The sequence below is a fragment of the Noviherbaspirillum sp. genome (genome assembly GCF_036563305.1).
Classification (GTDB): domain Bacteria; phylum Pseudomonadota; class Gammaproteobacteria; order Burkholderiales; family Burkholderiaceae_D; genus Noviherbaspirillum.
In genome coordinates this window covers 43055-66332 of sequence record NZ_DATCMQ010000002.1, presented here as the reverse complement: position 1 = coordinate 66332, position 23278 = coordinate 43055, and the positions used below count along the sequence as shown (strand labels likewise).

The window sequence follows — 23278 nt, the reverse complement described above, 5'->3', positions numbered from 1 at the left end:
GTCGCCGGCCGGCCCTGCGTTGTGCGTCCGCCCCGCGCGCTCCTCTGCTAGGACGCGAAGAAGGCGTCGACCTCTGCCATCAGCTTCTGCTTTTCCGCCGGCGGAAGGAAGGAGGCGGAAAAGCTGTCGCGCGCCAGCTGGTGCGCATGCGTGCGTCCCAGTGGCAGCACGGCAAACATCTCCCGGAAGTTGTCGTTGACGTAGCCGCCGAAATAGGCGGGATCGTCGGAATTGACGGTCACCGTCAGGCCCGCTTCGAGCAGCCGCATCAGATTATGGTCGGCCGCCTTGTCGAACACGCGCAGCCTGACGTTCGAGAGCGGGCAGACGGTCAGCGGGACCTTGTCCCGGGCCAGACGGAGGGTGAGCTCAGCATCCTCCAGACAACGCACTCCGTGATCGATCCGTTCCACCTGCAGCAGGTCCAGCGCAGTCCGGATGTACTCGGGCGGACCCTCTTCTCCCGCATGGGCGACCAGGCGCAGGCCGAGTTCACGGCACCGCGCAAACACGCGTGCGAATTTTTCCGGAGGATGTCCTCGTTCGGAGGAGTCAAGACCAACGCCGATGAATTTGTCCCTGTACGGCAGCGCCTGCTCGAGCGTCGCGAACGCCTCCTCCTCGGACAGGTGGCGCAGGAAGCACATGATCAGCGCGCTGCTCATGCCCCACTCCGTTCGCGCATCCTGCAGCGCACGATGGATGCCGCCGATCGCCGTGCCAAAGGACACGCCCCGCTCGGTGTGGGTTTGCGGATCGAAGAACAGCTCCGCGTGCCGCACGTTGTCTGCGCGGGCGCGCTCCAGGTAGGCACGGGTCATGTCGTAGAAATCTTGCTCCTTGAGCAGGACGCTGGCCCCGGCATAGTAGATGTCGAGGAAGGATTGCAGGTCGGTGAATGCATATGCGTGCCGCAACTCGTCCACCGACCGATACTTGAGCGCGACGCCGTTGCGCGCCGCGAGCGCAAAAATCAGTTCCGGTTCGAGCGAGCCTTCGATATGCATGTGCAGCTCCGCTTTCGGCATCCGTTCAAGCATGTGGCGCAGGCCGGCATCCATGGTTTTCCCTTCCGCATTGTTCCGTCAACAGGACGCATTGTACGGTCTGTGGTGGGAAAATGCGCAAGCCCGCGCCCGCCGGCCGCTACAGCGTCGGTCCTCGGGAGGCAACGTCGCCGTGGGTCCTTTCGTACTTTTCCTGGCACGGCGCGCAGCGCTCGGCGATCGGCTGCACCTGCAGCCGGGCAAAGGGAATATCGACGCCGCAGTCAATGCAGATACCGTAGGTGCCTTCGTTCATCCGGGCGTGCGCCGCCTCGATCGCGCGCCGCTCCTCCACGTCGCGCGTGATGGCGGCATTGTCCAGGTCGACCGTCAAGTTGGCAAATGACGAGTCGGCTGGATCCGGCACTTCCCCGGTCGCCACGTTCACATGCTCGTCCTTGGCGTTGACTTCCTCATGCAGTTCGACGCGCAGGGCTTCATACCTGTCATCGAGCATCTTCTTCAACTGGGAGACCTGCTCCCTGCTCAGTTCCGCCATGATGTTTTCCTCGCTCGTGAAATCGTCCGGGGTCACGGTGCGACCGGCGTCGGCTCGGGGCCGGGCCGCATGTCCGGTGGACGGTGCTCCGTCGCGCGGTACTCTGCCACGAGCGCCCCTGCCGGGCGCTGATCCGCCGGAAGGTGCGCCACCGGGGCGCGGTTCGCCGGCCGCCGCTCGCGCATCATCAACCATGCCAGCACGCCGAGGCCGGCTGCTGCTGCGGTCAGGGTGGTTTTCGGGCGCGTCGCCGCGCTGGTATAGACGCTGTTCCTGAACACGACGCCCGGGTAGCCCTGGCGCTCCTGCAGGTCCGCGCGCGGCTTGTAGAGGCTATGGACGGACCGGTCCCGCGGCGGCATCGATGACTTCTGCTGCGAAAACATCATGCGTTCCATGATCCGGTCCATCATGCGGGGGGCAAAATGGGCAGCGGACGAGATTGCCTTGGCTGCCCCGCCGACGAACAGGTCGCGCGTCGGGAATTCGGCAGCGTGCAATATTGCATCCGCCGCGACCTCGGGCGCGTAGATTGGCGGCGGCAGCTGCGGTTCGACCTCGAGATAATTCTTCGCGTGGGCAACGAACATGGTGTCGATCGCCGCCGGCTTGATCAGCGTGACGGAAAGCGGCAGACCGGCCTCCTCCACTTCCATGCGCAGGGCATCCGTAAATCCTTTGACCGCATGTTTCGATGCCGAATACATGCCTTGCAGCGGGACTGCGCGGTCCGACACTTCACTGCCAAGGTTGATGATTGCGCCCCCTTGCTGTCGCATGTGCTCCACCGCGGCGAGCGAACCGTGCACAACGCCCCAGAAGTTTGTCTGGAACAACTGGCGGTGGTCTTCCATAGCCACCTCTTCGAGGCGGCCGAAGATGGAAACGCCGGCATTGTTGATCCAGGTGTCGATGCCGCCGAACCGGTTCACCGCTTCGGTCGCCACGCGTCGCATGTCTTCCTCGATGCCGACGTCAGCCACGACGGGCAACGCCTCGCATCCCTTGCGCGACAGCTCGAATGCCAGCTGCCGCAGTGCATCTTCATTACGTGCGGCAAGTACAAGCCGTGCCCCGCGGTCAGCGGCGCGGCGGGCGGTGGCAAGGCCGATGCCGCTGGTCGCGCCGGTCAGCACGACCACCTGGTCGCGCAGTCTCTTCAGTTGTGGCTTCATGTGCAATCCTCCTGTCCAGAAGGCCGCGTGCGAAATCCGTGCCCATTGATTCGCTCACCGGCGCGCTGTGCGGTGGCGACGATCCCGGGCTGCCCTGCACTGGAATTTTTACCGGCCGGCGCGCCCTTTTTCCAGCGCAGGTGAAGTGGAACTGTTTTCCAGTTTTGATGCCGATGCAGGAAAAGGCAGCGTTGCTGCTGAGCGCGGCGTTGTACGGCTGGCGAACCTGGTACGAGGTGACCGATGAACTATCCGAAAAACGAGTTTGGCGTGCCGCAATACCCGGACAACGACGCCCGTCGATTGTTCGTCCTGCTGTCCGCCATCGATCTTCTCGAAAGGCCGACGGCATCAGCTGTTGCCGATCTCACCGGCATGGACCGCGACAGCATCGACGCCGACATCGCCCGGCTGCGCGAGGAGTTCGGTGTCATGTTGCATAAGGTCGGGGAAACCTACCACATCGATTCCTGGGGGGCTGTGCTGCGACAGAGCGGCGTGAAGAGCTACCTGAAGCCGGCCTGACCGTCACCCGGAAGCCAGAACACCGGGGCTGCCGTCAGGTCAAACGGGAACGGACCCACCATTGAAAGGAGTTGCCATGGCAGACAACAACGTCCCCTCGCGCCCATCCTCCGACACGGCCGTCCCTGCGGATTCGCAGGATGCGGCAACATTAAGCCCCGCCGGCCCGTATGTCGGCCGACCGCTGGACGGGAGCCAGTACCTGGATGTCGTGGAAGAGCAGGAGTATGCGAATCGACGGCCGGCGCCCGATGAACAAAGGCCGCGCTTCGCCTCACCTGACGCAAAGGAATCGCAGTCCGCCGAAGGGAAACAATAGCGCGGGGCGCACGATGTGCTCTGCCCCTGCCACAATCAGCTACGGTACCGCACGCGGTTCCGCTCGATGCTGAGGACGCCCTGCTGCACGCCTTCAAGCAGCGCATCCATCACGACTTCAAGTGGATAGCCGCGCTTTTGGGCGATGCTGCCCGTCACGCTCGCTATTTCCATTCCTTCCACTGGGTCCAGTCCCAGTGCTCTCACATCCTCGCTGATCTGGGACCAGGTGGCGAGGTTGGCCTGTTCTTCCGGTGTCTGACTCATCATGCTCTCCGATTGTCGGCAATAAATCCAATGCATTACACCGTTGCGTCTCCCTGTCGATCTTGCTTGCCGTCATAACGCTGCGAAAAAACATGCAGGCCGTTGCACGCCCTGACGTTTTCCGCAGCGTGGCGCCGACCCTTGCGCTCCCTCAACGCCGGGTTCGCGCCCCGCAGGCATGCTTGCGCTCCAGGAAAAAGGAGTCCACATGGAAACATTACTTCTCACCATCCACGAGCAGTGGGTCATCCTGTTTTACATCGGATGCGCGATTGGCGCGATGCTGTGGACGATGCGCAGCGGACGGCGTTAGGTAGGTCCGCATCTGATCACGCCACGGCGCAAGCCGTTCCCGGCCTGAACGAACGACCGCGCCAGACATCGAAAGCACGAGGTCGGACCACGCTGCATGCGGGTCACGCTCAGTCGTATCGTGCGGGCGAATTGACGGCAGTGCGGGACACGCGTGATGTATGCCATCTTCAAGTTATCCGCCAGTTGTCGCGCCCGCCTGCTGGCGCAGATTCCGCCAACCCTGCCCGTCGTGGTCTGCGACCACATCACCCTGTATGACGGCGCCGAGGACAGCGACAAGCGCATGCGCCTCCAGGATGACTTCAACGCGAGGTGGGCGGCGATCGGCATTGCACGCAGCCCGCATGTCGTTGCCCTCGTGGTCGCCCATGGCGGCAGCACCAACCGCGCGCTATACGATGGCAAGGTCTACCATTGCACCCACAGCCTTGCAGCCGGTCACGAACCCGTCGAATCGAACGAGGTGATTGCGAAGCATGGATGGGTTCCGTTGCCATCCGCGATTCCGCTGGAGGGGGAGCTCCGGCTGGACTGAGGCCTGCTCGTACCGGAACGACACGCATCCGTCGGCCCTGGTCGCGCGACTTCACCGGATTGCCTCGCTGGGTTGCAAAACATGTCTGCACCACACCAGAATTTCTGGGCCAAGTCTGTTCTGCGTCAGCCCCTTGACGACTGGCGAAAATGAAGCCTTGCATTCATTCGACCCGTCTCTATGGTGACCCCTGTTCCCTCTCGAACGCGCCACTCAACCGGCACGGCAACGGGGGCTCCATACTGAGGAAGAATCATGAACAAGGTCTTGATAACGTTGCTCGCCGTATCGCTCGCCGGATGTTCCGGCATGGGAGGGATGCGCGGCGCCCAATCCACGTCGGGTGGATCCGGCTATTCCGGCACGACGAATACAGGCGGCGACGGCAACTGGTCCGGCACGAACTATCCGGTCATCGATCCGCGCACGGGGCAACTCACGCCTTACCATGGCGGGTGACCGGCGGGTAAGCCCGGCACTTCACCTGCGGCATTTGATTCCATGGAAGGACGACGCTGCCGCACGGCTTCCCTTCCTGCGGAAATGCGGGCGCAACGCAAGTTGAAGCAATCAGGGAGTGGCTGGCGGAAGAGGTGGGATTCGAACCCACGGAAGGGTTACCCCTTCGCTGGTTTTCAAGACCAGTGCCTTAAACCGCTCGGCCACTCTTCCAGTTGCGCGCCTGGACGCGGCGCGCGTGGGCCTGAATTATACCCAACTCTGCTTGCCGCCGGCCCGGCAGTTACGCAAGGAACATCTGCTGCAGGTCATTGAGGAAGCGCTGCCCGAGTTCGGTCGGGCGGATGAGCCTGTGATCGCGGTACAGCAGTCCCTTCGCTTCGGCTTCGGCAAGCGCGCGTTCCACCGTATTGAGCAGCAGGCCCGTGCGCTCGGCAAAGAGGTTGACCTCGAATCCGTCCACCAGGCGCAGCGCATTGAGCATGAACTCGAAGCCCAGGTCGTCGCGCCCCACTTCGAACTCTTCCTGCACCGGGGCACCGGCGCGCACATTGTCGAGATAGGCCTTCGGCTGCTTGTAGCGCATCTGGCGCACGATCCGGTGCGGAAAAGAGAGCTTGGAATGGGCGCCCGCGCCGATCCCGAGATAATCGCCGAATTGCCAGTAGTTCAGGTTGTGCCGCGCGCGCCTGCCCGGCTGAGCATAGGCCGACACTTCGTACTGTCCGTACCCGGCCGCCCGCGTGCGGTCGGCAATCATGTCCTGCATCTCGGCGCTGGCATCGTCATCCGGCACCGTCGGCGGAAATTTGGCGAAGTAGGTATTGGGTTCGAGCGTCAGGTGGTACAGCGACAGATGCGGCGGCGCATAGCCGATGGCAGTTGCGACGTCCTGCTCGGCCTCCTCCAGGGTCTGGCCAGGCAATGCATACATCAGATCGAGGTTGAAGTTGTCGAAGTTCGCCCTGGCGATCTCGATGGCCTTGCGTGCCTCGTCTCCGTCATGGATGCGGCCGAGCGCCGCAAGGTGCCGCGGGTTGAAGCTCTGGATGCCGATCGACAGGCGGTTGACGCCGCTGTTCCGATAGGAGCGGAACTTGTCGGCCTCGAACGTGCCCGGATTGGCTTCCATCGTGATTTCCGCGCGGCCGTCCAGGGGCAGCAGGCTGCGGATATCCGACATCAGGCGATCCAGCCCGGCGGCCGACATCAGGCTCGGCGTGCCGCCGCCAATGAAGACCGTATAGATCTTCCGGCCCCATATCAAGGGCAAGGCCTGCTCGAGGTCGGCACGCAAGGCGTCCAGATATGCCTGCTCCGGAAAGCCGTCCTTCGCCTCGTGCGAGTTGAAGTCGCAGTACGGGCATTTGCGTACGCACCACGGAAAATGCACGTATAGGGATAACGGCGGCAGCGCGGCGAGCTGCAGGGCGCCCGGCTTCAGGAAGGCCGTCGCGGCCTGCGCCGGCCCGCGCGCGGCGTCCGTTTTTCCGGCGTCTGCCGCTATCGGCTTGATCGGTATCATCGCAGCTTCTCCACCAGTGCACGCAACGCCTGGCCGCGATGCGACCAGCGATGTTTCTCCTCCGGCGCCAGCTGAGCCACCGTCCTGCCCTGCCCGGGCAGCCAGAAATACGGGTCGTAGCCGAAGCCGTTGCTGCCGGCGGGCACAGCCACGATCTCGCCGTCCCAGCGCCCGTCCGCAATCACCGGCTGCGGGTCATTGTCGCTGCGCACGTAGACCAGCACGCAATAGTAATAGGCGGACTTGTCGGGATGCGCGGCGAGTGCCTGCACCAGCTTTTCATTGTTGCGCTGATCCGATTTCGGCTCGCCGGCAAAACGCGCGGAGTAAACACCGGGCGCCCCGCCCAGGGCATTCACGCAGACGCCGGAGTCGTCGGCCAGTGCCGGCAGGCCGGTGAGACGCGCGGCATGGCGCGCCTTCGCCAGTGCATTTTCAACGAATGTGGCATGCGGTTCCTCCGCTTCCGGAACGGCAAAGTCGCCTTGCGGCCGGACCGCGAAGCCGAGCGGCGCAAGCAGTTCGTTGAATTCCTTCAGCTTGCCGGGATTATTGGAGGCAAGTACGAGAGTACGGGTCATGGCCAGAAATGAAAACCGCGGCGGGCAGGTCTGCCACGCCGCGGAGGGTAAATGCGGCGCGCTCAGGCCGGGAGGCCGAGCGCCTTCTTTTGCAGCGCGATCAGGTCGGCGATGCCGGTGCCGGCGAGGTCGAGGAGACGGTGCATGGTTGCACGATCGAATGCATCGCCTTCCGCCGTGCCCTGCACCTCGATGAAATGCCCGGCATCGTTCATCACCACGTTCATATCGGTATCGCAGGCCGAATCTTCAAGGTAGTCGAGATCGAGCACCGGCATTCCGCGGTAGACGCCGACCGACACCGCGGCGACGAAATGCCGCGCCGGAACCGCCGGAAGCTGCCCGGCATGCACCAGCTTGTCGAATGCATCATAGGCAGCCACCATTGCGCCGGTAATCGATGCCGTGCGGGTGCCGCCGTCGGCCTGTATTACGTCGCAGTCCAGTTGCAAGGTACGCTCGCCAAATGCCTGGAGGTCGAACGCGGCACGCAGCGAGCGGCCGATCAGCCGCTGGATTTCCTGGGTGCGTCCGGATTGCTTGCCTCTGGCGGCCTCGCGGTCCATCCGGGTATGGGTCGAGCGCGGCAGCATGCCGTATTCCGCGGTCATCCAGCCCTGCCCCTTGCCTTTCAGGAAACCCGGCACCTTGTCTTCGATGCTTGCCGTGCAGATCACCCGGGTGTCGCCGAACTCGACCAGAACCGAGCCTTCCGCATGCCGGGTGAAATTGCGGGTCAGACGGACCTCGCGCAGCATCTCGGCTGCGCGTCCGCTCGGTCGCTGATCATGCTGCATTCGTTACCTCAGTTCTTGGATGTAATGCGGGAGGTCTTTTCGATCGCGCCGCGAATTTCCTCGATTGCCTTTTCAATCTCGGCGTCGTCGAACACATCGGCCGGATCGAGGTCGGCGCGCGGGGCCTGGATAGTGGTGGTGACGCTCCCGACGGGAAGCGTGTTGGTCGTGATCGTGGTCGGCGAATCGCCGGCCAAATCGCCGCTCTCCCACATCACGGCGAGCGCTGTGACATTGTCGCTGGTCTTGCCCGCGATCCCGGTCGCCATCGCCAGCAGCTCGGGCACCGCGCGCACCACGGTATTCTGCTGCAGGCTCTGCGCCAGCACATGGTCCGGCAGCACCGACCACAGGCCGTCGGAACACAGCAGCAATACGTCCCCGGCCTGGAGGCTGGCGCGGCGGGACAACTCCACGATGGGCATGTTGGGCGCGCCGAGGCAGTTGAACAGCTTGTTGCGCTCGGGATGGGTGTCGCGTTCCGCCGGACTCACCTTGCCCTGCGCGATCAGGGTCTCGATGCGTGAATGGTCGCGGGTGCGCGCCAGGATCTGGCCCTGGCGCATCCAGTACAGGCGGGAATCGCCGCAGTGCGCCCAGAAGGCGGAATTGTGCTGAATCAGGCAGGCGACGATCGTGGTCCGCGGCGTTTCGGGCAGGTTGTTGATCGCCCGGTACCGGTGGATCTCGCGATGCGCGGCAAAGAAACTCTCCTCGAGGAATTTCTCGGGCTTCTTCACATACGGTTTCGCATTCTGCTGGAACAGCGAGCCGATCGTCTGCAGTGCGATGGTTGCGGCCATCTCACCCTGGATGTGGCCGCCCATGCCGTCGGCCAGCAGCAACAGGAGCGCGTCCCGGGTGAAGCTGTAACCCATGCGGTCCTGGTTGTTCTTGCGGCCGCCGACCTGGCTTTCTTGATATACGGAGAATCTCATCTCGCCTACCGGGTATGTTGGTGCACGGTGGTATTCGCACCGACCGCGGACTGCTTGCCCAGGCTGCCGAAGAGCCCGCGCAACCTGCTGGTGACCCTGTCGAGCAGCGCAGGTTCCTGTCGGACCGGCACCGGTTCGCGCAGCGCCTTCTGCAGGGCGAACACGCTCTGCGGCCGCTCCAGCGGATCGAGCCGCAGCGACCAGCGGATCACCTGCATCAACTCGCGCGAGTACATGTTTTCCAGCTTGCGGAAATGGTCCTCCATCTTGTCGTTGGCCTTGCGCTGGTCTGCCGGCTGCGGCGGCGCGCCCACCATGCAGGCGAACATCGACGCACCGATGCTGTAGATGTCGGTCCATGGCCCGAGGTTGCCGTTCTTCACGTACAGCTCCGGGGCGGCAAAGCCGGGTGTGTACATCGGATACAGCTTCGGCAAATCGGTGCGCAAGGTCTGCCGTGCGGCGCCGAAGTCCAGCAGGATGGGCGTGCCGTCCATGCGCAGGTAGATATTGCCGGGCTTGAGGTCGAGGTGCAGCAGCTTGTTGGCATGGACCTCGCGCAGGCCGTTCATCACCTGGTTGAACATCTTGCGGATGAAGCGTTCCGACACCAGCGGCCGCTCGCCCTTCTCGCGGCGGCGCAGGATGTGATCCTGGAGCGACCGGCCCGATTCATAGGCCATGACCATGTAGACCGTATCGTTGGCGCGGAAGAAGTTGACCACGCTGACCACGTTGGGATGGGCGATGCGTGCCAGGGCACGGCCCTCTTCGAAGAAGCACTTCAGCCCGATACGGAAGACCGGCAGGTTGTCCGCGGAGATCGCCGGCACCAGTTCGCCTGGCTGCCGCAGGGCGAGCGAGCTGGGCAGGTACTCCTTGATGGCCACGGCGTTGCCGTCTTCGTCATAGGCGAGGTAGACGATACTGAACCCGCCGGACGCAATCTTCTTTACAATGCGGTATCCGGCAATTTCTAGTCCATCCGGCAACGGTGCGTTGTTTTGCGAGGCCATGTTGTCCTGTGAAAATGTACTCTGGATTGTCTTGATAAATCACTGTTTTGTAAAGCCGAAGGGAAAGCATCTTGACCATCTGCAGCATGACCGGCTATGCGGTCGTCACGCGCGAGACCGGCGCCGGCACCCTGACCGTCGAACTGAAAAGCGTCAACTCCCGCTTTCTCGATCTGCAATTCCGTATCAACGACGACCTGCGTGCGATGGAGCCGGCGATCCGCGAAGCGATCATGGGACGCGTCGTCCGCGGCAAGGTCGAATGCAGGCTGAGCTTTGGCCGCAAGGCCAGCGTCGGCGCCAGCCAGCAGCTCAACGCCGCGCTGATCGAAGCATTGTCTGAGATGCAACAAAAAGTCAAGCAGCAGATGCCGGAAGCCGCCGCCATGTCGGTCAGCGAGGTCTTGCGCTGGCCTGGCGTGATCGAGGAGTCCGACGTCGCGCAGGACGCCCTCGCCGGCGACGTGCAGGCCGCGGTGACGGATGCCCTCGACGCCTTCGTCGCGACGCGTGCGCGCGAAGGCGCAGCGCTGCAAGCCATGCTGCTGGCCCGCGTCGACGACATGGAAGCCATCGTGCAGCGCATCACCCCGCTGGTGCCGCAGGCAATCGCCCAGTTCCAGCAGAAGGCGACGGAGCGGATGAAGGAAGCCCTTGGCCTCGCTGCCCAGTCCGGCAACGGCAATACCCCTGCCGCCTCGCATGACGAGGCGCTGGAGCGCATCCGCCAGGAAGTGACGCTCTACGGTATTCGTATTGACGTCGCCGAAGAGCTGTCGCGACTGTCCGCCCACCTGACGGAAACCCGCCATGTGCTGAAGAAGGGCGGTCAGGTCGGAAAGCGGCTCGATTTCATGATGCAGGAACTGAACCGGGAGGCCAATACCGTCGGTTCCAAGGCTGCGCTGAAGGAACTGTCCGATGCCTCGATGGCAATGAAGCTGCTGATCGAGCAGATGCGCGAACAAGTGCAAAATCTGGAATAAACGGCAGGACCTTCCCGGTCCTGCCACAATCACCCTCGCTTATGATCGAACCCAAATCCCACTCGGGCAGCCTGTTCATGGTGGTTGCTCCCTCCGGCGCCGGCAAGTCGACGCTCGTCAACGCCCTGCTGGCGCAGGAACCCGAGATCCGCCTGTCCATCTCGTTCACTACCCGGCAGCCCCGACCGGCCGAACAGCACGGACGCGAGTACTACTTCACGACGGTCGAGGATTTCCTCCGGCGGCGCGAAGCCGGGGAATTCCTGGAGTCCGCTGAAGTCCACGGAAACTACTACGGTACTTCGCGCCTGCTGATCGAAGAGGCGATGGCGGTCGGCACCGACGTCCTGCTCGAGATCGACTGGCAGGGTGCGCAGCAGGTAAAGAAGCAATTTCCGCATGCGGTCGGCATCTTCATCCTGCCGCCCTCGATCGCGGCGCTGGAGGAGAGGCTGACGAAGCGCGGACAGGACGACCACCTGGTGATTACCCGCCGCATTCTGGCCGCCGGCGGCGAGATCGCGCACGCCTCGGAGTTCGAATATGTTATTATTAATCAAGAGTTTGCGACTGCTTTGTCTGAACTGACCGCGATTGTCAAAGCGACCCGTTGCCGGTTCCCGCAACAGGCTGCCCGCAACACCTCCCTGTTCGCCCAACTGGGCATTCACGCCAATTTGAGCTGATTTCGCAATTTAAGGAGCACCCCATGGCCCGTATCACCATCGAAGATTGCCTGAAACAAGTCCCGAACCGCTTCCAGCTGACGCTGGCCGCCACCTACCGCGCCCGCCAGCTCCTGCAGGGCCACACCCCGAAGGTGGAGGCCAAGGACAAGCCCACGGTCGTCGCCCTGCGCGAAATCGCCGCCGGGAAGGTCGGGATTGAAATGCTTAAAAAAGTCCCGAGCTGAGTAGCATTAAAAGGGAAGCGGCTGATATGCTTTGTCTATGAACGTGACTCCCGCAGAATTGGCATTGTCAGTCGCTCAAAACAGCCGGGCGAACCCTGATCGTCCGGCTGGCAAGAACCCCGATCCCTCCGTCACACGCGATACCGCGGATACCGCGGCCCAGAACGCCTGCGTCGCGTCCGTCACTCTCCTCAACAACAAGCTCGCCGAATACCTGACGCCTTCCGAGATGAAGAAGGTCAAGGAAGCCTACCGCTTTTCGGACGAGATGCACCTCGGCCAGATCCGCAAGTCCGGCGAACCGTACATCTCTCACCCGATTGCGGTGGCGGAGATCTGCGCCGACTGGAAGCTGGACGCGCAGGCGATCATGGCGGCGCTGCTGCATGACGTGATGGAGGACCAGGACGTCAAGAAAGAAGAGCTGATCGAGCGCTTCGGCGCGCCGGTCGCCACCCTGGTCGACGGCCTCTCGAAACTGGACAAGATCGAGTTTCAGAGCCAGATCGAGGCGCAGGCCGAGAATTTTCGCAAGATGCTGCTGGCGATGGCGCGCGATGTCCGCGTCATCCTCGTGAAGCTGGCCGACCGCCTTCACAACATGCGCACGCTCGGCTTCATGTCGCCGGAAAAAAAGCGCCGCATCGCGCGCGAGACGATGGAGGTCTATGTGCCCATCGCCCACCGTCTCGGCCTCAACAACATCTACCGCGAGCTGCAGGACCTGGCCTTTTCGCACCTGTATCCGCTGCGCTACCGGACGCTGTCCAAGGCGGTGAAGGCAGCGCGCGGCAACCGCCGGGAAGTGGTCAGCAAGATCCTGGACTCCGTGAAGAACACGCTGGCGGCCGGCGGCATCCGCGCCGAAGTCTACGGACGCGAGAAGACGCTGTTCGGCATCTACCGCAAGATGCGCAACAAGCACCTGTCCTTCTCCCAGGTGCTGGACGTCTACGGTTTCCGTATCGTGGTGGACAGCTTTGCCGGCTGCTATGTCGCGCTGGGCACCCTGCACGCCCTGTTCAAGCCGATGCCGGGCAAGTTCAAGGACTACATTGCGATTCCAAAACTGAATGGCTACCAGTCGCTGCACACCACGCTGATCGGCCCCTATGGCACGCCGGTCGAATTCCAGATCCGCACGCAGGAGATGCACCGCGTAGCTGAAGCAGGCGTGGCCGCACATTGGCTCTACAAGAACGACGACGCCAGTCTGACCGACCTGCAACAGCGCACCCACGCCTGGCTGCAGTCGCTGCTGGACATCCAGCAGCAAACCGGCGACTCGGCGGAATTCCTCGAACATGTGAAGGTGGACCTGTTTCCGGACTCGGTCTATGTCTTCACGCCGAAGTCGAAGATCATCGCGCTGCCGCGCGGCGCTACCGTGCTCGACTTCGCGTACACGATCCACACCGACATCGGCGACCAGGCGATCGCGGCCCGCGTCAATCACGAGCACGCGGCGCTGCGCACCGAACTGCGCAATGGCGACATCGTCGAGATCGTCACCGCGCCCTCCTCCCGGCCGAGTCCCAACTGGCTGACCTTCGTCCGCACCGGCAAGGCGCGGTCGGCGATCCGGCATCACCTGCGCACCATCAACCTGACCGAATCGACCGAACTCGGCAAGCGCCTGCTTGCACAGGCGCTCAGCGCGGTCGATATCGATCCCCTGCTGCCCGACGCGCTTGCGGAACGGCTGCTGCGGGAATCAAGCGCCAAGTCGCTGGAGGAGCTGTACGCGGACATCGGCGTCGGCAAGCGCATGGCGACGCTGGTGGCACGCCACATCCGGACGCTGATGGAGTCCGACCCTTCCTGCGCGCTGCCGCCGCTCGCGACGGACAACCCGCAGGGCAAGCTGGATCCGGTGGTTATTACCGGCAACGAGGGTACGGCGGTTCAGCTGTCGCCCTGCTGCCTGCCCATTCCTGGCGACGACATCATCGGGCAGCTCAAGCGCGACCAGGGCATCACCGTCCACAGCATGGAATGCGAGCTCGCCAAGCGCCAGCATGCGAAGGAGCCGGAACGCTGGATCGACCTTGCGTGGGGCACGGGCCTCGGCCGCCGATTCGACTGTCGGGTAAAGGTGCTGGTGAACAATGAAAAAGGCGTGCTCGCACGGGTGGCCGCCGAGATCGGCGAGTCGGACGCCAATATCACGCACGTCGGCATGGACGACGACCGGGATCACCTGATGAAGCAGCTGCGCTTCACCATACAGGTCGAGGACCGCGTGCACCTGGCGCGCCTGATGCGCAATGTGCGCCGCATTCCCGGCGTCGCCCGCATCCTTCGCGAACGGGCCTGAGCAGCCGCGCCGACCTGCTCCCTTCCTTCCTTTTTCGCTCTCCACTGGCACCCGCGGTGGCTGTCACGCAAGCGCGGGGCTGCGGTTTCAGCGCGCGGGGTAGCGGACGTCGAGGATCGTCAGTTCATCCAGCCCGGCCGGGGTCCGCAACGTGACCGTGTCACCCTCGCGCGCCTTGGTCAGCGCCCGCGCGACCGGCGAAATCCAGCTGATCAGGCCGTTGAGGGGATCCAGCTCGTCGATGCCGACGATGGTCACCGTGTGCTCGTCGCCGGCCTGGTTCTCATACGTCACCGTCGCCCCGAAAAAGACCTGGTCGCTGCCGTGGTGCACGCTTGGATCGACGACTTCGGCAAGGTCGAGTCGCTTGGTGAGGAAGCGGATGCGACGGTCGATCTCGCGCAGGCGTCGCTTGCCATAGATGTAGTCGCCGTTCTCGGACCGATCACCGTTCGACGCGGCCCAGGAAACGACTTTCACCACCTCTGGCCGCTCGACGTCGATCAGCCGCAGCAACTCTTCCTTCATGCGGCTGTGGCCGGCGGGGGTCATGTAGTTCTTGCTGCCGGGCGGTATCGACGGCACACCCGGATCGAGGTCGTCGTCGTCGTCGCTTTCCTTCACAAATGCCTTGCTCATGCTGGCGCCCTCCTCGGGAACATTTCACAGCGCACGGTCACGGCGCGAAACGTTCTCTTCCGCCCGGCGACCCGGGCCGGTGACCGTACTTCCCGTCTCCAGGGTGAAGCCGGCGCCGCTGTCCATGCCGAGCGCCTTCACCAGCCACGGCATCAGTTCGCGCAGCATCGGCTCCAGCGTGTAAGGCGGATTGATGACGAACATGCCGCTGCTGTGCAGGCCGAAGCCGTCCGGTGTCGGCGCCCGGATCGAGAGCGTGACGTTGAGCCAGCCGTTGGCCTGGAGCCGCTTGAGCTTGTCCGCGAACTGGCGCGATTCCATCCGCTGCAGTACCGGATACCAGACCGCATAGGTGCCGGTGGCAAAACGGACCAGCGCATCCTCCAGCATCAGCTTGACCTTGCGGTAGTCGTCCTTCACCTCGTAGGGCGGGTCGACCAGCACCAACCCACGCCGCGACGGCGGCGGCAGCAGGCTCCGGAGGCCGGTAAAGCCATCCCCCTTGTTGATCATCACGCGCTTGCCGCGCGACGACGACCGCTGCCCCTGGGCAGCAAGATGGGCTTCCTGCTTGCGGAAATTCTCTTCCAGGATCTTGCTGTCGCTCGGGTGCATTTCGAACAGGCGGATGCGGTCCTGCTCCCGTGCCACGCGGTCGGCGCAATAGGGCGAACCGGGGTAGTAGCGCATCTTGCCGCTCGGGTTCATGTCGCGCACCAGCTGCAGATACTCGGCCACCGGCGGCGGCGCGTCCTTGCGGTCCCACAGGCGGGCGATGCCGGTTTCGTACTCGGTGCTCTTGGCCGCGTAGCCGGTGTCCAGCGCATAGACGCCGGCACCCGCATGGGTGTCGATGTACATGTAGGGCGTGTCCTTCTGCCCGAGATAGCGCAGCAACTGGATGAGTACGACGTGTTTCAGCACGTCGGCGTGATTGCCCGCGTGAAAGGCGTGGCGATAGCTCAGCATGGGAACCTTGGATGGCGGGAATGGAAAAGGGACTGCATTGTATCAAGGCTGCCCCTGCGCCTCGCCGTGGCAGACGCAGTCGTTGCTGGTTGCGGCGCTCTGGAGGTTTTGCAGGATGCCGCATTGCCTTGCACTGAGATGGGCGCCGCAGGTTTTGCGCAACACCTCCAGCTGCTCCTGAAGGCGCTGCAGCGACGCGATCTGCGCGCGAGTCTGCTGCAGTTGCCTGTCCAGCAAGGCATCGATGTCGTCGCAGGCAAGCTCCGGCTCGGCCTGGAAGCGCTGCAACGTGCGGATATCCTCGAGCGACATGCCGAGCGACCGGCAATGCCGGATGAACAGCAGTCGCTCCGCATCCTTCTCTCCATACTGCCGGTAGTTGCCCTCGCTGCGCGCGGGGCGCGGCAGCATGCCTTCCCGCTCGTAATAGCGGATGGTCTCGACTTCGCAGCCGCTGCGTCTTGCCAGTTCGCCTATGCGCATGATGTTCTCCTGGATTGACCTACCCTATAGTAGCTACAGGGTGCGGGAACGGCAAGGCATGCGCAAAAAAAAGGCCGCCCGAAGGCGGCCAGCATGATGGTGCGTGCGGCTCGGCGCACACCGGGCACGCGGATCAGTGGAACTGTTCTTCTTCGGTCGAACCGGTCAGTGCCTTGACCGAGGACGTGCCGCCCTGGATCACGGTGGTGACTTCGTCGAAGTAACCTGCGCCGACTTCCTGCTGGTGCGACACGAAGGTGTAACCCTTCTCGCGCGCTGCGAACTCCGGCTCCTGCACCATGTTCACGTAGTGCTTCATGCCTTCGCCGCGAGCATAGGCATGGGCAAACTGGAAGGTGTTGAACCAGTTGATGTGGATGCCTGCCAGCGTGATGAACTGGTACTTGTAGCCCAGCTCCGACAGCTTCTGCTGGAACTCGGCGATGGTCTTGTCGTCCAGGTTCTTCTTCCAGTTGAAGGACGGCGAGCAGTTGTAGGACAACAGCTTGCCCGGGCATTTCTCGTGCACGGCCTGGGCGAATTCACGCGCAAAGCCGAGGTCGGGCGTGCCGGTCTCGCACCATACCAGGTCGGCATACGGTGCGTAGGCGACGCCACGGCTGATTGCCTGCTCCAGGCCGTTCTTGACGCGATAGAAACCCTCGTTGGTGCGCTCGCCGGTCAGGAAAGGCTTGTCGTTGGCGTCGTGGTCGGAGGTGATGAGGTTTGCTGCCTCGGCATCGGTACGGGCCAGCACGATGGTCGGCACGCCCATGACGTCGGCGGCGAAACGCGCCGCCACCAGCTTCTCGATCGCTTCCTGGGTCGGCACCAGCACCTTGCCGCCCATGTGGCCGCACTTCTTCACCGCAGCCAGCTGGTCTTCGAAGTGCACGCCTGCCGCGCCGGCGGCGATCATGTTCTTCATCAGTTCGAAGGCGTTCAGCACGCCGCCAAAACCGGCTTCGGCATCCGCGACGATCGGCAGGAAGTAGTCGATGAAATTTTCATCGCCCGGGTTGATGCCGCGCGACCACTGGATCTCGTCGGCGCGCTTGAAGGTATTGTTGATGCGGCGAACCATCGTCGGCACCGAGTCATAGGCGTACAGCGACTGGTCGGGATACATGGTTTCGGAGGTATTGCCGTCGGCGGCGACCTGCCAGCCGGACAGGTACACCGCTTCGAGGCCAGCCTTGGCCTGCTGCATCGCCTGGCCCGCGGTGATCGCGCCGAAGGCGTTCACATAGCCCTTCTTTGCGCCGCCGTTGATCTTTGCCCACAGCTTTTCAGCACCTTCCCTCGCGAGCGTGTACTCGATCTGCTTCGAACCGCGCAGACGGATGACGTCCTCGGCGGTATAGCCGCGCTTGACGCCCTTCCAGCGCGGATCTTCCGCCCATTCTTTTTCCAGTGCCTTAATTTGCTCTTCGCGGGATGCCATGCTCATTCTCCTAAGTGAAGCGATGAAAAGAAAAACAGATGGGTCAATATTAGGCCGAATTTTGCGAGGCAACAAGGTCTTATATAAGACATATAACCATTTTTTTGCTGAGCGAAATCAATGACTTATTACGGAGTTTTCGCGATGCGGAACGATTTTCCTCAAAATGAAATGACAAGATGCTGCTCTGCCGTGCACATCTACCGCATTATGAAACGGCGATCGCGGGTTATGAAATTTTGCGCAGATAAGGCGGAATGCGGAGCAAGGTGCGGCGAAACCGGGTGGCGAAGAAACGGACCGGCATGGCGCGCGGCCGGCGGACGCCGGCCGCGGAACGAGAATCAGGCAAGCCTGTCTGCGGCAACCAGCACACCGTCGGCGTCGGCATAGATCCAGTCGCCGGGACGGATCGCCACGCCCGCGATCTGCACGCGCAGGTCGCTTTCGCCGGCGCCCTTGCGCACGCTGCGTTGCGGGTGGGTGGCAAGCGCGCGCACGCCGATGTTGCATGCATTGATTTCGAGCGAGTCGCGTATGCAGCCATTGACGATGATGCCGGCCCAGCCGTTCTTTTCCGCCAGCACGCCGAGGTTGCCGCCGACCAGCGCGCAGCGCAGGCTGCCGCCGCCGTCGACCACCAGCACCTGGCCATTGCCCGGCGTCTCCAGCGTTTTCCGCACCAGGACATTGTCCTCGAATACCTTGAGGGTCTTTGCCGGACCGGCGAAGGACAACTGCTTGCCGAAGATCTGGAACAACGGTGGCAGTACAGCCAGCGTACCGGCAGCAATCTTGTCTTCGTTGGCGTCGCAGATATCGCAGGTGGCAAAGCTCATCAGGGTCTCCGTGGGGTTGTGGATCGGGAAAGCAGGATTGTAAGCGAGCCGAAAAGAAGAAGGCCGGCTCCCGGCCGGCCCTGCACCGTTCCTTGACGCCGCTCAGGCCGGCGCCGCCGGCGGCGTACGGGCGCTACGGGTACCGACGCTGACGGCGCTCAGGATGGCGAGGCACTGGAACAGCCCGATGCCGACGAATACGGCCGCGGGATGGGAGGCATCCATGAGCGCGCCAAACATCAGCGGTGCCAGGGACAGGCCGATGTCGAGTCCGGAATAGACGACGCCGTAGACGCGGCCGGTGGCATTCTTGGGGGCGGCGGCGCGGATCAGCAGGTCACGCGAGGGCCCTGCAACGCCGGCACCGAATCCGACCGCGCCCATCAGTACCAGGGACATCCAGGCCGGGACGATGCCGCTGGCGATCAGCAGCGCAAAGGCGCCGGCAGCGGCGAAGGCGATGGCAATGGTACGGTCGTGACGATCGGTCTTCGACGCAAGGAAGCCGCCCCATACCATGCCGGCGGCGGACGCCAGCATATAGGCGGTATACCCGGCTGTGGCCGCAGGCAGCGAAACGCCGTAGAGTTCGCGCAGCGCCGACGCGGAGAAGCTTTGTATGCCGCCCAGCGCCAGAGCAGTGATGAGGAAGAAGGCGAAACACATCCATACCGCGGGCAGGCGCATGAATGCCAGTACATGACCGCCATCGCCCTCGCGCTGCACCGGTCGCGGGCCGACCGGGACGGCCGGAGGCCCTTCAAGATGACCGCGGCAGGCGAACAGCAAGGCGAGGACGGCGAACGGGATGCAGGCGGCCGCCAGCAGCGCGAAACGCCATCCTGCCACCTGCGCGATCCCCGCCAGGAAGACCGGCGCCGCGGCCCAGCCCAGGTTGCCCGATATGCCGTGTATCGAGAATGCATGCCCCAGGCGCGGCGCCGAGACGCGGCGGTTGAGCAGCGTGAAATCGGCCGGGTGGAACACGCTGTTGCCCAGGCCGGCCAGCAGCGAGCCGGCTAGCAGTACCGGATAGCTCTGCGCCTGCGACAGCAGCAACGCGGACACGCCGAGCAAACCGATTCCGCCGGAAAGCACCCGCTGCGGTCCCACGCGGTCGACCAGGAAGCCGGCCATCGCCTGGCCAATGCCGGATACCACGAAGAACACCGTCATCAGGAAGCCGAGTTCGGCGTACGAGAGGCCGAAAGCCGACTCCTCCTTCCCATGCAACCGGTCACGCATACCCGCCCCCACCTGCCAGGCCGCGCGCCATCCGCGGCGCAGCCGGTGCGCATCGTGGCGCGCGACCTGGACAAGGCCGCGCTGCTCGCCGCGCACTCCCATGCCTGGGGCCAGGTGACCTATGCGATCGACGGCGTGGTACGGGTAACCGTCGGCAGTTCGACCTGGATCGTGCCGCCCCAGAGGGCGATCTGGATTCCGCCGCAGGCGGTGCATGAAGTGGCAACGCTTGAGCCGGCAAGGCTGCGCGCGCTTTACATCGATGCCCGATCGTCGCCCTTCGCCGGCGGGCGCTGCGAAGTGCTGGAAGTGTCGCCGCTGCTGCGCGAACTGGTGGTGGCGCTGGTGCAGGCCGATGGCGAACAGGGCCGTGAAATGCTGCTGGCGCGCCTGATCCTGGACGAGCTGCCGCGCCTGACGACGCGGCCGATCCGGGTCGCGCTGCCGCAGGACAAGCGTCTCAAATCCCTGTGCGAGGCGCTGATCGCCGATCCGGCGCTCGCGCTCACCCTCGCCCAGTGGGCAGGCCGGGTTGGCGCCTCCGAGCGCACGCTGGCGCGCCTGTTCGAACGCGAACTGGGCATGCGCTTCGGCCAGTGGCGCCAGCAGGTGCGGCTGGCGCACGCCGCGCCGCTGATCGCGCGCGGCATGCCCTTGTCCCTGGTCGCCGCCGAACTCGGCTACGCCAGCCAGTCCGCCTTTTCGGCCATGTTCCGCAAGACCTTCGGTAAATCGCCCTCCGCATTCTTCGCGGCGCCCACTTGATAAAAAAAGGGGCAGCGCGGCGTGTGCCGGCTGCCCCTCGCCTGCGGGATGTACCGCGTCAGGCGGCTTCCTTGTCGAACACCAGGCCGGCTCCGCCGGCGCTGACCGAGACTGCATCCTTCGGGCCAAACCGGCCTTCGAGAATCATCTTCGACAGCGGATTCTCGATCTCCTGCTGGATGGCGCGCTTCAGAGGCCGGGCGCCGTACACAGGGTCGAAGCCCGCCTCGGCGATTTTCTGCAGCGCGCTGTCCGACACGTGCAGGCGCATGTCCATCTTGGCCAGGCGCTGCTCCAGCACCTGCAGCTGGATACGCGCGATGGAACCGATGTTCTTCTCGTCGAGCGCATGAAACACCACCAGCTCGTCGATCCGGTTGACGAACTCCGGCCGGAAATGCGCCTTCACTTCGGCCAGGACCGCCAGTTTGACCAGCGCCGGGTCGCTGTCCTCCATCGACTGGATCTTATGGGAGCCGAGATTGGAGGTCATCACGATGACCGTGTTCTTGAAGTCCACCGTACGGCCCTGACCGTCGGTCATGCGGCCGTCGTCGAGCACCTGCAGCAGCACGTTGAACACGTCGTGGTGCGCCTTCTCGATCTCGTCGAGCAGGATCACGCTGTAGGGCTTGCGCCGCACTGCTTCGGTCAGGTAGCCGCCTTCCTCGTAGCCGACATAACCGGGAGGCGCGCCGATCAGCCGCGAAACGGAATGCTTCTCCATGAATTCGCTCATGTCGATGCGGATCAGCGCCTCCTCGGTATCGAACAGGAAGGCAGCCAGCGCCTTGCACAGCTCGGTCTTGCCAACACCGGTCGGGCCGAGGAACATGAACGAGCCGTAAGGCCGGTTGGGATCGGCGAGACCGGCGCGGGACCGCCGGATCGCATCCGACACGGCGACGATCGCCTCGTGCTGGCCCACCACCCGCTTGTGCAGCTCGTCCTCCATCCGCAACAGCTTGTCGCGCTCGCCCTGCATCATCTTCGAGACCGGAATGCCGGTCGCGCGGGAAACCACCTCGGCAATCTCCTCGGCGCCGACCTGGGTGCGCAGCAGCTTGTTCTGCACCGGCTTGTCGTCGCCGCTGTCGGCCTGCGTAAGCTGGGCCTCCAGCTGCGGCAACCTGCCGTACTGGAGCTCGGACATCTTCTGCCAGTCTCCGCGGCGCTTGGCCTCTTCCATCTGCAGCCGCACCTTCTCGATCTCTTCCTTGATCTGCTGGGTGCCCTGCACGCCGGCTTTCTCGGCCTTCCAGACCTCTTCCAGGTCGGCGTACTCACGCTCCAGCTTGCCGATTTCCTCCTCGATCAGGCCGAGCCGCTTCTGCGAAGCCTCGTCGGTCTCCTTCTTGACCGCCTCCCGTTCGATCTTCAGCTGGATCAGGCGACGGTCGAGACGGTCCATCACCTCCGGCTTGGAGTCGATCTCGATCTTGATCTTGGAGGCCGCCTCGTCGATCAGATCGATCGCCTTGTCGGGCAGGAAGCGGTCGGTGATGTAGCGATGGGACAGCTCGGCAGCCGCAACGATCGCCGGGTCGGTGATCTCGACGCCGTGGTGCACCTCGTATTTTTCCTGCAGGCCGCGCAGGATGGCAATGGTCGCCTCCACGCTCGGCTCGACGACCAGGATCTTCTGGAAACGGCGCTCCAGGGCTGCGTCCTTCTCCACGTACTTGCGGTATTCATCCAGCGTGGTGGCGCCGATGCAATGCAACTCGCCGCGCGCCAGCGCGGGCTTGAGCATGTTGCCGGCGTCAATCGCGCCCTCGGCCTTGCCGGCGCCCACCATCGTATGCAGCTCGTCGATGAATACGATGGTCTGCCCCTCATCCTGGGCGATTTCCTTGAGCACCGCTTTCAGCCGCTCCTCGAATTCGCCGCGATACTTGGCGCCCGCCAGCAACGCGGCCATGTCGAGCGACAGCACGCGCTTGGACTTGAGGCTGTCGGGTACCTCGCCATTGACGATGCGCTGCGCCAGTCCTTCCACGATCGCGGTCTTGCCAACGCCGGGCTCCCCGATCAGCACGGGGTTGTTCTTGGAACGCCGCTGCAGCACCTGGATGGCACGCCGGATCTCGTCGTCGCGGCCGATCACCGGATCCAGTTTGCCGGACCGCGCCCGTTCGGTGAGGTCGAGCGTGAACTTCTTCAGCGCTTCGCGCTGGCCTTCCGCATCCTGGGAATTCACGTTGCCGCCGCCGCGCACCGCTTCGATCGCGCTCTCCAGCGCCTTGCGCGTGAGGCCGTGGTCGCGCGCGGAGCGTCCGGCATCGGACTTGTCGTCGGCAAGCGCGAGCAGCAGCATCTCGCTGGCGATGAACTGGTCGCCATGCTTCTGCGCTTCCTTGTCTGCCAGATTGAGAAGCGCCACGGTTTCGCGGCCGACCTGCACTTCACCGCCGGTCCCCGACACCTTGGGCAGGCGTTCGAGTGCCTGTTTCAGCGTATTGGAGAGGCCGCCGACGTTGACGCCGGCCCGCTGCAGCAGCGAACGGGCGCCGCCGTCATCCTGGTTGAGGAGGGCCGTCAGGACGTGCGCCGGCTCTATGTACTGGTTGTCATTGCCGACGGCGAGGCTCTGCGCATCGGACAGGGCCTCCTGCAATTTTGTTGTCAGTTTATCGAGACGCATGATGTTCTCCGGAATTCAACTGCTACCGAAATAAGGCC

General features: G+C 63.7%; 25 protein-coding genes and 1 tRNA gene. 9 read left to right on the top strand and 17 right to left on the bottom strand.

Going from position 1 to position 23278, the window contains the following annotated elements:
• Window positions 1-47: 47 nt before the first annotated feature.
• From VIM12_RS00490 to VIM12_RS00480, 3 genes are all read right to left on the bottom strand, one after another.
• The gene (locus VIM12_RS00490; protein WP_331939636.1) at window positions 48-1061 is read right to left on the bottom strand and encodes an adenosine deaminase; all 1014 of its coding nucleotides are present in this window, start codon (window positions 1059-1061) and stop codon (window positions 48-50) included.
• Window positions 1062-1146: 85 nt separating this feature from the next.
• Window positions 1147-1545 (bottom strand): TraR/DksA family transcriptional regulator, encoded by a 399-nt coding sequence (locus tag VIM12_RS00485; RefSeq protein ID WP_331939635.1) that lies wholly within the window; start codon window positions 1543-1545, stop codon window positions 1147-1149.
• Window positions 1546-1577: 32 nt separating this feature from the next.
• Window positions 1578-2720, bottom strand: coding sequence for an SDR family oxidoreductase (locus tag VIM12_RS00480; protein WP_331939634.1), 1143 nt, complete (start codon window positions 2718-2720; stop codon window positions 1578-1580).
• Between the two features lie 243 nt (window positions 2721-2963).
• On the opposite strand from VIM12_RS00480, the gene VIM12_RS00475 reads away from it, so the two are divergent.
• Both VIM12_RS00475 and VIM12_RS00470 read left to right on the top strand, forming a co-directional pair.
• Window positions 2964-3245: a hypothetical protein gene (locus tag VIM12_RS00475; RefSeq protein WP_331939633.1), complete on the top strand. Its 282-nt coding sequence runs from the start codon at window positions 2964-2966 to the stop codon at window positions 3243-3245.
• 76 nt (window positions 3246-3321) lie between these two features.
• On the top strand, window positions 3322-3564 hold the full coding sequence (locus VIM12_RS00470; protein ID WP_331939632.1) for a hypothetical protein: 243 nt from the start codon (window positions 3322-3324) through the stop codon (window positions 3562-3564).
• A gap of 35 nt (window positions 3565-3599) precedes the next feature.
• Here the strand turns inward: VIM12_RS00470 and VIM12_RS00465 are convergent, their stop codons facing one another.
• Window positions 3600-3833, bottom strand: coding sequence for a hypothetical protein (locus tag VIM12_RS00465; RefSeq protein WP_331939631.1), 234 nt, complete (start codon window positions 3831-3833; stop codon window positions 3600-3602).
• Between the two features lie 466 nt (window positions 3834-4299).
• Between VIM12_RS00465 and VIM12_RS00460 the strand changes: the two genes are divergently transcribed.
• Both VIM12_RS00460 and VIM12_RS00455 read left to right on the top strand, forming a co-directional pair.
• Window positions 4300-4680, top strand: a complete 381-nt coding sequence (locus VIM12_RS00460) for a hypothetical protein (RefSeq protein ID WP_331939630.1) — start codon at window positions 4300-4302, stop codon at window positions 4678-4680.
• Window positions 4681-4935: 255 nt separating this feature from the next.
• The gene (locus tag VIM12_RS00455) at window positions 4936-5139 is read left to right on the top strand and encodes a hypothetical protein (protein WP_331939629.1); all 204 of its coding nucleotides are present in this window, start codon (window positions 4936-4938) and stop codon (window positions 5137-5139) included.
• A 123-nt stretch (window positions 5140-5262) separates the two neighbouring features.
• On the opposite strand, the gene VIM12_RS00450 is transcribed toward VIM12_RS00455, so the two are convergent.
• The 6 genes from VIM12_RS00450 to VIM12_RS00425 form a co-directional block, all read right to left on the bottom strand.
• A tRNA-Ser gene (locus tag VIM12_RS00450) sits at window positions 5263-5352 on the bottom strand.
• A gap of 70 nt (window positions 5353-5422) precedes the next feature.
• Window positions 5423-6664 (bottom strand): radical SAM family heme chaperone HemW, encoded by a 1242-nt coding sequence (hemW, locus tag VIM12_RS00445; protein WP_331939628.1) that lies wholly within the window; start codon window positions 6662-6664, stop codon window positions 5423-5425.
• Window positions 6661-7245 carry an RdgB/HAM1 family non-canonical purine NTP pyrophosphatase gene (gene rdgB / locus VIM12_RS00440; protein ID WP_331939627.1) on the bottom strand — a complete coding sequence of 195 codons (585 nt, stop codon included), beginning with the start codon at window positions 7243-7245 and terminating at the stop codon, window positions 6661-6663. Before rdgB ends, hemW begins: the two co-directional genes overlap by 4 nt.
• Window positions 7246-7307: 62 nt before the next feature.
• A complete protein-coding gene (gene rph / locus VIM12_RS00435; protein WP_331939626.1) occupies window positions 7308-8042 on the bottom strand; it encodes a ribonuclease PH in 735 nt (244 codons plus the stop codon).
• 8 nt (window positions 8043-8050) lie between these two features.
• Window positions 8051-8980, bottom strand: coding sequence for a PP2C family serine/threonine-protein phosphatase (locus tag VIM12_RS00430; RefSeq protein WP_331939625.1), 930 nt, complete (start codon window positions 8978-8980; stop codon window positions 8051-8053).
• Between the two features lie 5 nt (window positions 8981-8985).
• Window positions 8986-9996, bottom strand: coding sequence for a serine/threonine-protein kinase (locus tag VIM12_RS00425; protein ID WP_331939624.1), 1011 nt, complete (start codon window positions 9994-9996; stop codon window positions 8986-8988).
• Window positions 9997-10082: 86 nt separating this feature from the next.
• On the opposite strand from VIM12_RS00425, the gene VIM12_RS00420 reads away from it, so the two are divergent.
• From VIM12_RS00420 to VIM12_RS00405, 4 genes are read left to right on the top strand one after another with little or no spacing between them, the layout of a single operon-like run.
• A complete protein-coding gene (locus VIM12_RS00420) occupies window positions 10083-10982 on the top strand; it encodes a YicC/YloC family endoribonuclease (RefSeq protein ID WP_331939645.1) in 900 nt (299 codons plus the stop codon).
• A gap of 41 nt (window positions 10983-11023) precedes the next feature.
• Window positions 11024-11668, top strand: a complete 645-nt coding sequence (gene gmk, locus VIM12_RS00415; protein WP_331939623.1) for a guanylate kinase — start codon at window positions 11024-11026, stop codon at window positions 11666-11668.
• Between the two features lie 23 nt (window positions 11669-11691).
• Window positions 11692-11895 carry a DNA-directed RNA polymerase subunit omega gene (gene rpoZ, locus VIM12_RS00410; RefSeq protein WP_331939622.1) on the top strand — a complete coding sequence of 68 codons (204 nt, stop codon included), beginning with the start codon at window positions 11692-11694 and terminating at the stop codon, window positions 11893-11895.
• A gap of 37 nt (window positions 11896-11932) precedes the next feature.
• Complete coding sequence (locus VIM12_RS00405; RefSeq protein ID WP_331939621.1) at window positions 11933-14212, top strand: bifunctional (p)ppGpp synthetase/guanosine-3',5'-bis(diphosphate) 3'-pyrophosphohydrolase; 2280 nt, start codon at window positions 11933-11935, stop codon at window positions 14210-14212.
• Window positions 14213-14299: 87 nt separating this feature from the next.
• Here VIM12_RS00405 and greB read toward each other — a convergent pair whose 3' ends face one another.
• The 6 genes from greB to VIM12_RS00375 form a co-directional block, all read right to left on the bottom strand.
• Window positions 14300-14851, bottom strand: a complete 552-nt coding sequence (gene greB, locus VIM12_RS00400) for a transcription elongation factor GreB (RefSeq protein WP_331939620.1) — start codon at window positions 14849-14851, stop codon at window positions 14300-14302.
• A 24-nt stretch (window positions 14852-14875) separates the two neighbouring features.
• Window positions 14876-15820: a 23S rRNA (adenine(2030)-N(6))-methyltransferase RlmJ gene (locus VIM12_RS00395; protein ID WP_331939619.1), complete on the bottom strand. Its 945-nt coding sequence runs from the start codon at window positions 15818-15820 to the stop codon at window positions 14876-14878.
• 42 nt (window positions 15821-15862) lie between these two features.
• Window positions 15863-16303 carry a Cd(II)/Pb(II)-responsive transcriptional regulator gene (gene cadR, locus VIM12_RS00390; protein ID WP_331939618.1) on the bottom strand — a complete coding sequence of 147 codons (441 nt, stop codon included), beginning with the start codon at window positions 16301-16303 and terminating at the stop codon, window positions 15863-15865.
• A 133-nt stretch (window positions 16304-16436) separates the two neighbouring features.
• Window positions 16437-17753, bottom strand: a complete 1317-nt coding sequence (gene aceA / locus VIM12_RS00385) for an isocitrate lyase (RefSeq protein WP_331939617.1) — start codon at window positions 17751-17753, stop codon at window positions 16437-16439.
• A 338-nt stretch (window positions 17754-18091) separates the two neighbouring features.
• Entirely contained in the window at window positions 18092-18586 is a 495-nt protein-coding gene (rraA, locus tag VIM12_RS00380) for a ribonuclease E activity regulator RraA (RefSeq protein WP_331939616.1), read from the bottom strand.
• 102 nt (window positions 18587-18688) lie between these two features.
• Window positions 18689-19831, bottom strand: a complete 1143-nt coding sequence (locus VIM12_RS00375) for an MFS transporter (protein ID WP_331939615.1) — start codon at window positions 19829-19831, stop codon at window positions 18689-18691.
• On the opposite strand from VIM12_RS00375, the gene VIM12_RS00370 reads away from it, so the two are divergent.
• On the top strand, window positions 19814-20596 hold the full coding sequence (locus VIM12_RS00370; RefSeq protein WP_331939614.1) for a helix-turn-helix transcriptional regulator: 783 nt from the start codon (window positions 19814-19816) through the stop codon (window positions 20594-20596). The two genes, VIM12_RS00375 and VIM12_RS00370, sit on opposite strands and share 18 nt — an antisense overlap.
• Window positions 20597-20654: 58 nt before the next feature.
• Here the strand turns inward: VIM12_RS00370 and clpB are convergent, their stop codons facing one another.
• Window positions 20655-23240 carry an ATP-dependent chaperone ClpB gene (gene clpB / locus VIM12_RS00365; RefSeq protein WP_331939613.1) on the bottom strand — a complete coding sequence of 862 codons (2586 nt, stop codon included), beginning with the start codon at window positions 23238-23240 and terminating at the stop codon, window positions 20655-20657.
• Between the last annotated feature and the right edge of the window lie 38 nt (window positions 23241-23278).

Bases quoted from the DNA above. Each gene is read 5' to 3' on its own strand.
- rph (WP_331939626.1), bottom strand. From the start codon at position 8,042: ATGCAGCATGATCAGCGACCGAGCGGACGCGCAGCCGAGATGCTGCGC.
- VIM12_RS00485 (WP_331939635.1), bottom strand. From the start codon at position 1,545: ATGGCGGAACTGAGCAGGGAGCAGGTCTCCCAGTTGAAGAAGATGCTC.
- cadR (WP_331939618.1), bottom strand. From the start codon at position 16,303: ATGCGCATAGGCGAACTGGCAAGACGCAGCGGCTGCGAAGTCGAGACC.
- VIM12_RS00375 (WP_331939615.1), bottom strand. From the start codon at position 19,831: ATGCGTGACCGGTTGCATGGGAAGGAGGAGTCGGCTTTCGGCCTCTCG.
- gmk (WP_331939623.1), top strand. From the start codon at position 11,024: ATGATCGAACCCAAATCCCACTCGGGCAGCCTGTTCATGGTGGTTGCT.
- VIM12_RS00480 (WP_331939634.1), bottom strand. From the start codon at position 2,720: ATGAAGCCACAACTGAAGAGACTGCGCGACCAGGTGGTCGTGCTGACC.
- greB (WP_331939620.1), bottom strand. From the start codon at position 14,851: ATGAGCAAGGCATTTGTGAAGGAAAGCGACGACGACGACGACCTCGAT.
- VIM12_RS00420 (WP_331939645.1), top strand. From the start codon at position 10,083: ATGACCGGCTATGCGGTCGTCACGCGCGAGACCGGCGCCGGCACCCTG.
- VIM12_RS00395 (WP_331939619.1), bottom strand. From the start codon at position 15,820: ATGCTGAGCTATCGCCACGCCTTTCACGCGGGCAATCACGCCGACGTG.
- clpB (WP_331939613.1), bottom strand. From the start codon at position 23,240: ATGCGTCTCGATAAACTGACAACAAAATTGCAGGAGGCCCTGTCCGAT.
- VIM12_RS00465 (WP_331939631.1), bottom strand. From the start codon at position 3,833: ATGATGAGTCAGACACCGGAAGAACAGGCCAACCTCGCCACCTGGTCC.
- VIM12_RS00455 (WP_331939629.1), top strand. From the start codon at position 4,936: ATGAACAAGGTCTTGATAACGTTGCTCGCCGTATCGCTCGCCGGATGT.
- VIM12_RS00425 (WP_331939624.1), bottom strand. From the start codon at position 9,996: ATGGCCTCGCAAAACAACGCACCGTTGCCGGATGGACTAGAAATTGCC.
- VIM12_RS00490 (WP_331939636.1), bottom strand. From the start codon at position 1,061: ATGGATGCCGGCCTGCGCCACATGCTTGAACGGATGCCGAAAGCGGAG.
- rraA (WP_331939616.1), bottom strand. From the start codon at position 18,586: ATGAGCTTTGCCACCTGCGATATCTGCGACGCCAACGAAGACAAGATT.
- aceA (WP_331939617.1), bottom strand. From the start codon at position 17,753: ATGAGCATGGCATCCCGCGAAGAGCAAATTAAGGCACTGGAAAAAGAA.
- VIM12_RS00430 (WP_331939625.1), bottom strand. From the start codon at position 8,980: ATGAGATTCTCCGTATATCAAGAAAGCCAGGTCGGCGGCCGCAAGAAC.
- VIM12_RS00460 (WP_331939630.1), top strand. From the start codon at position 4,300: ATGTATGCCATCTTCAAGTTATCCGCCAGTTGTCGCGCCCGCCTGCTG.
- VIM12_RS00405 (WP_331939621.1), top strand. From the start codon at position 11,933: ATGAACGTGACTCCCGCAGAATTGGCATTGTCAGTCGCTCAAAACAGC.
- hemW (WP_331939628.1), bottom strand. From the start codon at position 6,664: ATGATACCGATCAAGCCGATAGCGGCAGACGCCGGAAAAACGGACGCC.
- VIM12_RS00370 (WP_331939614.1), top strand. From the start codon at position 19,814: ATGCAACCGGTCACGCATACCCGCCCCCACCTGCCAGGCCGCGCGCCA.
- rdgB (WP_331939627.1), bottom strand. From the start codon at position 7,245: ATGACCCGTACTCTCGTACTTGCCTCCAATAATCCCGGCAAGCTGAAG.
- rpoZ (WP_331939622.1), top strand. From the start codon at position 11,692: ATGGCCCGTATCACCATCGAAGATTGCCTGAAACAAGTCCCGAACCGC.
- VIM12_RS00475 (WP_331939633.1), top strand. From the start codon at position 2,964: ATGAACTATCCGAAAAACGAGTTTGGCGTGCCGCAATACCCGGACAAC.
- VIM12_RS00470 (WP_331939632.1), top strand. From the start codon at position 3,322: ATGGCAGACAACAACGTCCCCTCGCGCCCATCCTCCGACACGGCCGTC.